This window comes from Thermosphaera sp. (assembly GCF_059755995.1).
Genome location: NZ_DBOUKL010000042.1, coordinates 1 through 11018, shown reverse-complemented (window position 1 = coordinate 11018; position 11018 = coordinate 1). Strand labels below are relative to the sequence as shown.

15 protein-coding genes are annotated in these 11018 nt (G+C 42.7%); 3 read left to right on the top strand and 12 right to left on the bottom strand.

Going from position 1 to position 11018, the window contains the following annotated elements; genetic code table 11:
- The 8 genes from AC3OH0_RS04425 to AC3OH0_RS04390 form a co-directional block, all read right to left on the bottom strand.
- A partial coding sequence (locus AC3OH0_RS04425; RefSeq protein ID WP_498344898.1) for a CoA transferase occupies nucleotides 1-107 on the bottom strand: 107 nt, incomplete at its 3' end.
- Nucleotides 108-143: 36 nt separating this feature from the next.
- Nucleotides 144-908, bottom strand: a complete 765-nt coding sequence (locus tag AC3OH0_RS04420; RefSeq protein WP_498344897.1) for an RAD55 family ATPase — start codon at nucleotides 906-908, stop codon at nucleotides 144-146.
- Nucleotides 909-981: 73 nt separating this feature from the next.
- Complete coding sequence (locus tag AC3OH0_RS04415; protein WP_498344896.1) at nucleotides 982-2496, bottom strand: dihydropteroate synthase-like protein; 1515 nt, start codon at nucleotides 2494-2496, stop codon at nucleotides 982-984.
- Nucleotides 2497-2501: 5 nt separating this feature from the next.
- Nucleotides 2502-3227: a flavoprotein gene (locus tag AC3OH0_RS04410; protein ID WP_498344895.1), complete on the bottom strand. Its 726-nt coding sequence runs from the start codon at nucleotides 3225-3227 to the stop codon at nucleotides 2502-2504.
- Nucleotides 3228-3230: 3 nt separating this feature from the next.
- Nucleotides 3231-3617, bottom strand: coding sequence for a dihydroneopterin aldolase family protein (locus tag AC3OH0_RS04405; protein WP_498344894.1), 387 nt, complete (start codon nucleotides 3615-3617; stop codon nucleotides 3231-3233).
- Nucleotides 3607-4347 (bottom strand): 6-hydroxymethylpterin diphosphokinase MptE-like protein, encoded by a 741-nt coding sequence (locus tag AC3OH0_RS04400; protein WP_193435754.1) that lies wholly within the window; start codon nucleotides 4345-4347, stop codon nucleotides 3607-3609. Before AC3OH0_RS04400 ends, AC3OH0_RS04405 begins: the two co-directional genes overlap by 11 nt.
- Nucleotides 4344-5186: a GTP cyclohydrolase, FolE2/MptA family gene (locus AC3OH0_RS04395; protein ID WP_193435755.1), complete on the bottom strand. Its 843-nt coding sequence runs from the start codon at nucleotides 5184-5186 to the stop codon at nucleotides 4344-4346. The genes AC3OH0_RS04400 and AC3OH0_RS04395 overlap by 4 nt, the downstream gene beginning before the upstream one ends.
- A gap of 14 nt (nucleotides 5187-5200) precedes the next feature.
- Nucleotides 5201-5758 carry a hypothetical protein gene (locus tag AC3OH0_RS04390; protein ID WP_193436919.1) on the bottom strand — a complete coding sequence of 186 codons (558 nt, stop codon included), beginning with the start codon at nucleotides 5756-5758 and terminating at the stop codon, nucleotides 5201-5203.
- 128 nt (nucleotides 5759-5886) lie between these two features.
- Here AC3OH0_RS04390 and AC3OH0_RS04385 point away from each other — a divergent pair, with 128 nt between their 5' ends.
- Genes AC3OH0_RS04385 through AC3OH0_RS04375 form a run of 3 tightly spaced genes read left to right on the top strand, consistent with a single transcriptional unit; the run spans nucleotide 5887 to nucleotide 6994 of the window.
- Nucleotides 5887-6258, top strand: a complete 372-nt coding sequence (locus AC3OH0_RS04385; protein WP_193436920.1) for a class II SORL domain-containing protein — start codon at nucleotides 5887-5889, stop codon at nucleotides 6256-6258.
- Between the two features lie 3 nt (nucleotides 6259-6261).
- The gene (locus AC3OH0_RS04380; protein ID WP_193435756.1) at nucleotides 6262-6564 is read left to right on the top strand and encodes a hypothetical protein; all 303 of its coding nucleotides are present in this window, start codon (nucleotides 6262-6264) and stop codon (nucleotides 6562-6564) included.
- Complete coding sequence (locus AC3OH0_RS04375; RefSeq protein ID WP_193435757.1) at nucleotides 6554-6994, top strand: Lrp/AsnC family transcriptional regulator; 441 nt, start codon at nucleotides 6554-6556, stop codon at nucleotides 6992-6994. Before AC3OH0_RS04380 ends, AC3OH0_RS04375 begins: the two co-directional genes overlap by 11 nt.
- On the opposite strand, the gene AC3OH0_RS04370 is transcribed toward AC3OH0_RS04375, so the two are convergent.
- From AC3OH0_RS04370 to AC3OH0_RS04355, 4 genes are all read right to left on the bottom strand, one after another.
- Nucleotides 6991-7995 carry a VIT1/CCC1 transporter family protein gene (locus AC3OH0_RS04370; RefSeq protein ID WP_193435758.1) on the bottom strand — a complete coding sequence of 335 codons (1005 nt, stop codon included), beginning with the start codon at nucleotides 7993-7995 and terminating at the stop codon, nucleotides 6991-6993. The two genes, AC3OH0_RS04375 and AC3OH0_RS04370, sit on opposite strands and share 4 nt — an antisense overlap.
- Nucleotides 7992-9209, bottom strand: coding sequence for an FprA family A-type flavoprotein (locus tag AC3OH0_RS04365; protein ID WP_498344893.1), 1218 nt, complete (start codon nucleotides 9207-9209; stop codon nucleotides 7992-7994). The genes AC3OH0_RS04370 and AC3OH0_RS04365 overlap by 4 nt, the downstream gene beginning before the upstream one ends.
- Nucleotides 9210-9277: 68 nt before the next feature.
- Nucleotides 9278-9982: a peroxiredoxin gene (locus tag AC3OH0_RS04360; RefSeq protein ID WP_193436922.1), complete on the bottom strand. Its 705-nt coding sequence runs from the start codon at nucleotides 9980-9982 to the stop codon at nucleotides 9278-9280.
- 165 nt (nucleotides 9983-10147) lie between these two features.
- Entirely contained in the window at nucleotides 10148-10885 is a 738-nt protein-coding gene (locus AC3OH0_RS04355; protein WP_498344892.1) for a bacteriohemerythrin, read from the bottom strand.
- Nucleotides 10886-11018: the final 133 nt, after the last annotated feature.

Genomic DNA, 11018 nt, shown 5'->3' with positions numbered 1-11018 from the left:
GACTCGATCTTTATAACCTCCGCGCCCAGGTCGGCTAGAACCATCGTCGCGAACGGGCCAGCTAAGGTATGGCTTAAGTCAAGCACTTTCAACCCTTTTAAAAGCATATATCACACCTTACAATTCAGCAGAATTATGATATACTACTTAGAGGTTTTAATTATCACGGGTTTTACTCCTTCCTTATCAATGGTGAAAAGGGTCCAAACAGCTCTGTGGGGAACTCCTTTCATCTTCCTCACCAGCATTTGCCTTAAAGGTATCTGCAGTTCCCCTAGGTTCTTGTCTTTGAGGGTCTGCATTTCAATTATTCCGTCAACCAAGTGCTCGATGCTTAGCAAGTATGAGAGGAAGTCCTCCGTTGAAGTGTGAAGTGTTGCTATTGTGGTCACACTCCTATGTTTGGCTACATTTGCCCTTATGGTTTTCACGAACTCTATGATCCTGGTCGGGTCCAGTGTGATCATGATCTCGTTCAGGCTGTCTATCATTACCATTCCGCGCCCCCTCATGTTGAAGGAGTCAACATGTTTAAGGAGAGAGTAGACAAGGCTGTCTAAGTCGCTTGGATTGACTTCGTCAAGAACCATGGGGTGGCTCTTCCCTTTCTTACCCTTGATTAAATAGCTGAAACCATCTATGATTCCAAATCTTCCCTCATTGAATGCTTTTTCAATGTCAACGTTGAAAGAGCTAAACTGGTCCACGATGGTTGCCGGATCATCGTCAAGCCCTAGGTAAAGCAAGGGCTCATTGTTCTTAATAACTGATTTAGCAATATCAGCCAGTAAAGCGCTCTTGCCAGCACCGCCTTCGCCGGCAACAATTATGAGTGAGTTTCTCTTAACACCTTCAGGTAAAACATAGAGAAGAATATCAACATCCAGTATTAAATTGCTCTCAGGCAAATCAATCACTAATAATGATCTTCTATATCCTTACTAATAAACGTCTATATTCTAAAAGCAGTGTAATGGGGGCTTAGAAGAGTTCTTCATCTTGAACATAATCCTTGCCGAGCTTCAAGGCTGTCTTGGCTTTCCAAAGCTCTCTACCAAGATAGTAGAAGTGTTCAGGGGCTGAGGCAAGCTTCCTCTCAAGTATTTCATTAATTATCGCAGACGGATCAGTCCCTAGTATTGTAATGCTCGGCTTACTATCTCCATGCTTATAGTGTTCTACGATTATTGCTTCCTGATCGTGGTCGACATATATTTTAAAGTACCCAGAGGGGTCTGCTTTAAGAGGGTAGGGTCTAGAGGCTTTAACAGGGTTTACCAGCTCCTGGGGCTTCAAGCCCCTCTTCTTTTTGCTTTTACACACTAGTAAGTTGACAGAGAAATCTTTCGGAGGCTTTTCCATTTCTCTAGCAAGCAAGGCCATATCCAGTGCTTTCCTAAACTCTCTGACCGAGTACGAGGTTTTAGCACTTTCTTCCGTGACAAGGAACAGGTCTACTCCTGCCTCAACCCCGATACTGGCTAACACAGCGTTTACTCCAATACTGTCAGCATCTATCAACTCTGTGAAATTGCTGACCCCCATCAATATCGGATAGCCCGGAAACTCCTTCCTCGCAGTTTTAAACGCATACAATGATTCTATAAATGCTTGCTGAGGAGGGTTTAACACCGGGTCCAGTATTATTTTTCCGAATCCTTTATCAATAGCATGTTTTAAGCCCGCTCTTAAGCTTGAGATCTTCTCTTCAACATTGATGGAGAACGGGTCTGGGATTAGGACTACGGCTGTTTTTCGAAATTCCTCCTTGGGATTGAGATGGAGTATTGAGTCAGCTGGGAAACTTAAAAGAATATCGACCTCTCCATCGCTAAGGGAGCTGAAATCTTCGTATTTGAAATAGTCTACCCCTACCGGGATGTTCAACAACCTCTTAACCTTTTTGGAATAATCTGCCACAACATCCAAGGGGAGACGGCTGGACCCGATTATCAGTATGTCGGAACCGTGAGATACTAGTCTATGTGCCTTGGAGGCGATTCTCCCAAAATCCATCTCCTCATTCACGAAAACCTCGCCCATTATTAAAGGATATTTAGGCGAGACCGGTTTTCCACCAACCTCAAAACAAGACTTGGTAGCTTCTCTCCTTAATTCAGCAAGAATAATCTCCTCTCTCCTCTTCTTCTCCTTGCTTAATAATTCATCTAGCGGGTTAACCGTTGACAACTCTCCGCCTTTTTTCAAGTATTCAACTAAGATGGGAATGTCATAAGCATACAAGCATCCCTTGTAAACAGGCTTCCCTAACTTCTTCGCCACGTCTTTTAAATCCCCTTTCGTGAAGCCTGGTGCTATTATTATGTCTGCCCACTCAATGAGCTCAGGGTATCGGGGTAGCTCCCGTGTTAAATACTCGTTAGTCATCATTGCGGCTATGGGAATTGGGAGCGATAAAACCTTGGCTTCTACATCTGAAAGCTGTTTTACAATTTTCTCCAAGAAGGGTTTTGCCACCATCCCTGTTACGAACAAAATCTTCAGGGGCGTTCACCACTCAATAACTCTAGGACTTTTCTAGGATGTTCAATAATTCTCACATTTGGGATTTCGTATAGCTTTTCGATAATTTTAACGTAGTACGGGTTAGGCTTAACCATGATCTCCACGTCGAATAGTATCGCGTTCCATGGGCAATTCCTTAAGCATTCGAAACACCTGGTACACTTAGAAATATCTAGCCTTACTTTCCAGTTACTATCCTTGGTTAAAGCCCCGGTTGGACATGCTTCAGCAGCGGTGCATTCAAAGCATTTACCGCAGTTGTCGCGCAGTATTTTGATGGGGATAGTGCTTTTGGTCTCAAAATAGTCTACCGGCAGTATGAGGAGCTGAATGTTGTTCTTCAACGCATGCGATGCTAGGTTTGATACTAAGGAATCCGATATTCCATGGACTATTTTGCTGGAAGTATTCAGGGTTGCAGGCGATATGACAGCTAAATCGTATATGTCAACGTAGAAGCGCCCTGTTGATGGGTAGCTTGGAGGCTCCTTAGACTCGTAAACTATCTCTGTAGGATACGCTCCTTTCACGCGTGCTGCCAGCTTATCAATCAACCCATAAGATTTCAACAACGATTCTCCCGCTTTAGAACAGTAAACAGTGACCGGTATCCCTCTCTCCACGATCTCAATTATCGTTTCCACCGATTCTCTTAGAAAGCTTCCAGCTCCAGTTATTCCCCACGCAATAGCCTTAGGCAACTACTACTCCTCCTCTATTATCTCTTCTATGTAGGCTAGATTGTAGTCTAACTCATCAATGTGTCTTAGAGCAGCCTTCACCACGGCCTTACCGTATTTCACAGTAACTTTCACATTCATGTTTCTTGTTTTCAGCGTCGTATAATCGTAGGGGTTATCCGTGTTTTTCAGGTCAACGTTTATCACGACTTCTGCATCGATCTTGAAAGGTTGCGCTTTAATAGCGTTCTCAATAACTTTTTCCAGTATACTAATGTCATCGCGTTTTCTCAATGGAACACCTGTAAACTGGTGTACAACCATGCCTAGAGCAATTCCTGCTTCGAAAGCGGCCCTCTCTCTATCTGTTACGTCCTTGTGAAAGTATTTCCTAGCAGGATCAGAGAACATAGGGCTCTCCCTTGACGTTGAAATATCTTACCCCTTTTGACTCCAATTCTTTCAACAATGTCTTCGCTATTTCTAACTTCTTCTTCTTAACCCTTTTGTTAAACGGGACTAGCTTACCTGGGCATGAATAGGGCTCTCCATCCAGGTCGAAGCCTGCGAGAATGATTCTCGATATCCCTAGTGAGTGAGAAAGGAAAACACCTCTATCGCCGTCGGTGAAACCTCCGAAGTTGTAAACATGAGGTCTTGGCTCAACCTGTGTAGAACCTATTATTCTCCCCTTGAACATAGGGACAAATTTCGAGACTCTATCAATATTGTCTCCGTGGGCGTGGACCACTATTACCGATCCCTTGAGGGATGCCCATGCTATGTCGGCTACGAGGCCGTCTAAGTCCGTGACAACAATGTGCGGTGTTATGTCGTGATTAATCAATACTGTCGTAGCGCCGTCTGCTGAGATCAGAAGCTTGTCTTTAAGAGCATTATTTCCCATGAGAAACTCAAGGTCTGACACGAGACTCGGGCCGCATCCGAAAACAATGGACTCGTCAAACCCTTTAAACGAACCAATCATCTCGTCGAACTCTATCAGATTGCTGCGACCATCGAGGAGCGTGCTCAATAAATCCGTGGCCTGCTGATCCTTTTCGAAGCTAAGGTCTATGCTCTTAACAATTAAATCTGCATATATCCTCATCCACCATTCCCTGTCAATGACCCAGCTCATATAAAACCACCTTTTTCTAACTCGTTTAAGAACTCCTTCACGTAACCCGTTATCAAGGATTCCACATGATACTGGTGAATAGTCTCCAAGGATTCTACTTTAACTGAAATATAATGGTTTGAGTCCAAGGTATCCTTAAAACCTTTTATAAGAGTTACAAAAATTCTTCTAGCAACGTCTTCTGTGAACTCAGGGTTCACGAAGATCTTCTGAACGAAAACCGCTTCTTCCTTCCTAGACAGAAGATTCACCGGCGTATTTAACACCCTCGTTAAGAGTTCCCCTATTTTGATTGGTGAAATATGCTTATCATCTGTTTCAACCCTAACCTTAACCTTGGCCTTCTGCATATGGGTGAAAGGAGTGTTGAAAAGATGAAGCGAAACCTTCATGGCGCACGGGCATGAAGTCACCGTTTCAGTCTCGACCTCTGAGAACCATTCGAGCTTATTTGTAGCCCTATCCAAGGATACTCCAGAGCCTAGTCTAAGGTGGAAAGGTATATCATTAATCCTGGTTAAATAATCCCCGTAAACCTCCACGTATGATTTCCCCGCATAAGCATTAGCTTCTAAAGCCTTAAACGCTAGAAAAGCAAGGCCTTCAAAACCCTTCTCTTCCATTATTTCATAATTACTTGTTAAAACCCTGTAGAGTCTTGAAAGATGTGCTCCTTTAAGATGCTTAGGAAGTTCTACGTATATGTTGAAAACCGGTGTGAAAATCCCATTACCCGCTTTGAAAGGCGGGAGCTTAACCCCTGTTAATCCAACCCTGCTCACTAGTATGGGGAATGCTGGTTTTTCGGAGTGAACGTCCGGTAATTCTTCGCTACTCATTCCTCATCACCTTTTTAACTATTCGACGACCCCCCTCCCGGTTGCAGCTCAATTGTTTTCAAGGCTTTGTCGACAAATCCTTGAATAGAGTCCGCCAGCTGATCCATTCTTTTAACCCCTTCCAGCTTGTCTTGGAGAACGATTTTTCCATTGCTTGAGTAGAGTAGGAGAGTGGTTGGAGATGCGTGGACATCATATTTTTGGAAACTACCCCTTGCTATTTCCGAGTCGCACTCTTTCGCGAACCAGTCGCACAGTATGATCACGTAGTGGGCGTTCCTGAAAGTGGATCCTATAAGCTTCACGAATGGATACCAGTAGGTGTCGTATGCCCTACAGGCCGGGCACTTAGCGTTGTCAAAGTATACTACAAACAACCCGTCCTCCCAGGGCTGGAAAAACTCGCCGTTCAAATACTTTAGAACCCATCTCTCTTTCTTTTCATCGTAAACATATATTCCATTAGGGGATTCGGGACCTATCGTGTCGAGCTCAAGACCCACCTCAGGCTTATACTTCTTCTCAGGCTTTGACAACAGCTTCTTAAGCAACTCAAATACTTCATCATCCATGGTAATCACGCTGCTGACCGATATTTTCATTATGTTAATGTAAGCATTTTAATGATAACTCTCAAGTACTTAAAATAAATTAAACTTATTAGGTAGTTTTATTATTTCCAAAATTGGTGGTACTAAGAATGGGATTAAAAGAACTCATATATGAGCCGGGGAGCGTGAAGGGAGAGGCTGTATCAAAAGTTGAGTCTCACACCCCTAAGATCGAGGCACCGAATAAGGTTAAGGCTGGCGAAATATTCAAGGTAAAAGTCTGGGTTGGCCCGCATCCCAATACAGTAGAGCACAGTATTAGATGGATAGAGCTCTACTTTGAAGAGCAGAACAGGCCGTTTAACCCGGTACTTATTGGAAGATACGAATTCACACCAGTATACAGTGAGCCGGTTGTGGAGGCATACTTGAAGATTTCAAAGCCAGGGAGATTAATTGCCATCGAATACTGCAACCTCCATGGTTTATGGGAGTCCAGCAAAGAGATTGGTGTGGAGTAAGATATGAGTTCATGCCCCGATTTTTTAATTAAAACTATTTCATCCTCCATTGAATCGTACAATAGGACTCGTAAGCCTGAGGCCACGGCCAGGCTTTTAGAGTTTGATGAGAAACATGGATTTTTCAAAGTAGAGTTTACAGGGTCTTTTTGCCTAACATGCGGGCTGAGAGACTGGCTTGAGGATCTTGCATACATTTTGAGAAGCGAAGGAGTTGACGCCGTATTAGAAGACCATGTTGAAAAAGATGAGTTTAAAATCATAGGGTTATTTAAGATTAAAGGGTTGATGAACAATGGATGTTGACGAGATAGACCTTGCAATCATAAGGGAGCTTTCCGAGAACGCTAGGAAAGCGTTTAGCGAGATAGCGAGCAAGCTGAATCTTAGCGATGTAGCAATTATTAAGAGAGTTAGGAAGCTGGAGAGTGATGGAGTAATAAGGAAGTATGCTCTGATAGTCGATCCTGCGAAGATAGGGTATGAGAAAATATCCTTCACGGGCATTAATGTCAAGCCTGAAAAACTATTCGAAATCGTTGCAGCATTGAAAGCCAAGGATTACGTTAAATACTTAGCTATAACGTCGGGTGATCACGAGTTAATAGCTATTATCTGGGCGAGAAATGGAGAGGAGCTTCAGAAAATCCACGAGGAAATCCTCAGCATTGACGGAGTAGTCCACATCTACCCAGCCATACTCGCAGACATAGTCAAGGCAGAGCAGTATGTTTAAACATTTATTCCGAAAACCTGTCCTGCCAGCCTACCGATAAGATACGTTACAGCTACTGCTGAATAAGTTATCAACAAGTATTCGACTAAGGATTTCTTGAAAGAACTACCAGACAATGTCGAGGTCACGAAAGTTAGCGCGGTGATAATGATTGTGGATAGAAGTAGGGAAGCTGGGATCGCCAGGATGATACTTAAATTCAAGAGAAATGGGATTATGGGACCTATCGCGCCTACAAGGTAAAATACTCCGGCGTTACGAGCTGCTCTAGAGGGAGAGTAGTCGTTTCCCCCTCCTCCATCGAGTGAAGAGTTTTCTCCTTCTTCATTAGGTGGTGCCAGTTCTCTTCTGATTCTCATTAATTCAACAACCTTATCTTGCTGTTCCTTTTCAGATTTTGTAGATAAGTAAGCGCCAGAGGCCATGCTGAATGAGCCGGCTAGCCCGGCTATTAAACCAGCCAATCCGGCTAGAGAAGGAGAGTTAGTGGCTGAGGCAATTCCAATCACGCCTGCTTCTATTTCAATTAAAGCATCAATCATGCCGTAGACGATGTCTTTTAAACCCTGTAAGGTTTTGACGTATAGGTTCAGGCTTTCCTGAAGCCCTACTTCATGTGAAATCTCGTCTTTTAAAAGAACCTCCAATGCTTGTTTTTCAAACTCTGATGAAGCCTCTTTGAGGAGTGACCAGTAAGTTTTTATAGCAGAGGCTTCCGAGGCTTCCATGAGGCTTAAAAGTATTTTGTAACCTAATATTCTAGCAAGCACCTTGTATGTAGCTGCCTTGATCTTAAATGTTAATCCGGGCTCTGGGCATGTTATACCTCTATTAATCAATATTTTCTTAAGGAGAGTTGCGTGTGATTTCTCTACTTCGGCAAGTCTTGAGAACGCGGTTCTCAAGCTGTCTTCCTTGGCTATGCTTTTCAAGTAATCATATAAGTCCGCGGAGATGAGTTCATCGATGTAACTCTCTGTGAGAAGCTTTTCACTGTTCATCCATTACCCCTTAAAAACTTCGACAGTTTCTCCTCAACTTGTCTCCAAACAGCTTGGTGCTGCCCAGCCCTGAACTCTATTACGTCTAAGTTTTTGAATCCTTGCTTAATGAAGAGTTCTTCAAGCTCAGCCCCTGCTTTCCCGCCCCACCCGTACAGGGCGATTATTAGAATGTTCTTGCTGGCAGGGATTTTTTCGATAAGTAATTCCGCAATATGTTTCATTGGCGGAAACGTTTTAGCTTCGTAAGTTGCTGTAGCGAGTATGACGTTCTCAGCTTGATACGCCTCAGCTAATATCTCGCTTAGATCAGGCCGTTCCTTATCGGTGAAGCCGTGGACAACCGGTTTGACATTGTTTTTCTCTAGAAACTCTATTATGGCGTTGATCATGTCGCTTACGAAACCGTACATGCTTGTATAAACAATTATTGTTTTACCAGGCACGGTTTCACCAGTAGCGAGCCTTCTATATTTTTCAACAACCCTGGCAACGTCTTCCTCCCTGTACAATACTCCGTGAGCTGGCAGAATGGTTGAAACGTTTAAATTCGACTGTGAAATCTTTTCAAGGTTTTTAACAACCCAATCTCTGAAATGCCCGATGATGTTAGCAAAGTATTTGATTAAATAATGTGAGAAATCCGTTTGCTCCTTCACGCTTAACTCATCAAGGTATAACTTGCTAGGGATCCCATAGGATCCGAAGACGTCACAGGTTAACAGGGTCCTTTCCTCTTCGACATAGCTTATCATCGTCTCTGGCCAGTGAAGCCATGGTGTGTGAATAAACCTTATTGTAAATCCCCCTATTCGCAAGGCCTCCTCGTCTTTAACAGCCTTGAAAACGGGTTTTACTTGATAGAATGATTCAATCATCCCCTTGGACAGCGCGTGTCCCAAAACGGTTATACGAGGGTTTGAAGCTAACAAGTGGGGAATTGATCCGCTGTGGTCGGGCTCCATGTGATGCGTGACCAGGTACTTGACATCTCTAACGTCAAAGTGCTTGGAGAATTCATCAATGTAAAGCCTTCCTAGGGATCTTTTCCAAGTGTCGAAAACAACCAGCCCCTCCTTGGTTTCAAGAATGAAGGAATTATAGGTTACTCCCTCTGGAATATGCCACAATCCTTCGAAGTACTTGGTTTCATGATCCTTGTACTGGAGCATGTGAAGATTGTCTGTTAGCTTGGAATAAACAATATTGTTCAATCCCAACCACCTGATTAAGATGAACGTGAGATGAGAATTTAACTTTTCAAGGTGGAGTTACAAAAAAGTTAAGGTTTAGAAGCAGCTCTTTCAAGCCATTTCCTGGCTTCCTCTACTTCCTCCTTCGGAACCTTTCCTTCCTCGTAGCAGAACCACCAATCGTAGCATTTGTAAGTCGCCAATCTCTCCATAGCTGCTTGAACACTTGTTGGCGGGGGAACGATTAACGAATCCTTAATTAGCTCGTTGTTAGGCCATAGGTGTGGGACAGCCCTCTTAAATCTATCATTCAACTGTAATGACTTCACCAGTCTCAATATTTCGTCAATGTTTCTCCCAGCCTCCTGTGGATAGTAGAGAATGGCTCTGATTACGCCTTCGGCATCGACTATTATTACTGCTCTAACTGTGTGGGTAGCGCTTTGCGCGTGCAAGAAGCCTAGTTTCCTGCCTACTTCTCCTGCTGGATCAGCTATTATAGGGAAGGGTATCTCTACCCCGAGCTTTTCCTTTATCCACTCGATCCACTTGATGTGGGAGAAAACGCTGTCGACGCTGTGCCCTAATAATTCCGTGTTGAGCTTTTTAAAGTCCTCATATCTTTTAGCAAAACCTACGAATTCCGTTGTACAAACGGGTGTGAAGTCTGCAGGATGGCTGAACAACACTAGATACTTGCCCTTGTAATCGTCAGGCAGTTTCTTCTTGCCATGTGTAGTTACTACTTCGATTTCAGGGAATTTTTCACCTATTAACGGTATTTGTCCTGGCATGTTATCCACCAATTTTCTTAATGTTTTATTAGGTTTTTAAACCTTTCTATTATAAAAAATTACCGAAAAATTCATAATCTATTGGGCTATCTCAAATTCTCAAACAATTTGACGTAAGCTGATCACTAGGAACTAGACAATTATTAAAGCTTTTTCACGAGGTTTTCAAAAAACGTTTTTTCTCAAAAAGGATGCTAGTTCACGATCAATACTGTTTAAATGAGCCAGGTAAGCGTAAACAAACCCTATATTTTCTTTTAGAGCATCGAGCACCCCTATCTCCCTGGCTTTCTCTAGGATATGCTTTAGCAGATTTCTAAAGTCTTCGTGATCTTTGAAGTGTTGTTTAGCTCTAGGATACTTGTATTTTCTCATCAAGTCTTCTTCGAACTTTAGATGCTCTAAAACATCATTAATAAGGTTTTCGACAATCATTATCTCTCTTCCTACTCCTTTTATTAATTCCTTGATTAATTCATTCCATTTATGAAGAATCCTCTCGTGCTGTGCATCAAGCGGTTCAAAACCGTAGATCATTTCATTTCCCCATTGGAAAAGGGGAGGCACTACTTTGATAAGAGTTATTTCAGAGTCATCGATACTTCTACAAAACTCCTCAGGGTTGAAGGACGTGTTAGATTTTAACCCTCCGCACGCAATTCTCAACAGCTTCTTTCCCTCAGAAACAAGCATGCAACGTGTCTTTAACTTCTCGTTAAATATTTCAACGAAATAGTGGTCCTCAGGGTTTGCAGTACTTACCTTGTCTAGTATTCTGGATAGGTCTCCTCTAACCCTATCTACGATGGTTACTTCGCTAACATCTAAAAGTTTTTGAAGACTATGTATGTCATTCCTAACACCATGGGTTACTATTCCTAAGCATTCTTCAAAAGCCCACATATAAGCACCTGGTGTGCTAAAGTAGTTTTGTTTAAACTTATAAATATTTTTAAACCAGGATTGAGGGTGTTAAATTTAAATATCTGATTTAATAAATACTACTGTGATCATTGATCATCGTTAAGGTTCGAAG

Bases quoted from the DNA above. Each gene is read 5' to 3' on its own strand.
- AC3OH0_RS04405 (WP_498344894.1), bottom strand. From the start codon at position 3,617: ATGTTCTCTGATCCTGCTAGGAAATACTTTCACAAGGACGTAACAGAT.
- AC3OH0_RS04400 (WP_193435754.1), bottom strand. From the start codon at position 4,347: ATGAGCTGGGTCATTGACAGGGAATGGTGGATGAGGATATATGCAGAT.
- AC3OH0_RS04395 (WP_193435755.1), bottom strand. From the start codon at position 5,186: ATGAGTAGCGAAGAATTACCGGACGTTCACTCCGAAAAACCAGCATTC.
- AC3OH0_RS04390 (WP_193436919.1), bottom strand. From the start codon at position 5,758: ATGGATGATGAAGTATTTGAGTTGCTTAAGAAGCTGTTGTCAAAGCCT.
- AC3OH0_RS04385 (WP_193436920.1), top strand. From the start codon at position 5,887: ATGGGATTAAAAGAACTCATATATGAGCCGGGGAGCGTGAAGGGAGAG.
- AC3OH0_RS04380 (WP_193435756.1), top strand. From the start codon at position 6,262: ATGAGTTCATGCCCCGATTTTTTAATTAAAACTATTTCATCCTCCATT.
- AC3OH0_RS04375 (WP_193435757.1), top strand. From the start codon at position 6,554: ATGGATGTTGACGAGATAGACCTTGCAATCATAAGGGAGCTTTCCGAG.
- AC3OH0_RS04370 (WP_193435758.1), bottom strand. From the start codon at position 7,995: ATGAACAGTGAAAAGCTTCTCACAGAGAGTTACATCGATGAACTCATC.
- AC3OH0_RS04360 (WP_193436922.1), bottom strand. From the start codon at position 9,982: ATGCCAGGACAAATACCGTTAATAGGTGAAAAATTCCCTGAAATCGAA.
- AC3OH0_RS04355 (WP_498344892.1), bottom strand. From the start codon at position 10,885: ATGTGGGCTTTTGAAGAATGCTTAGGAATAGTAACCCATGGTGTTAGG.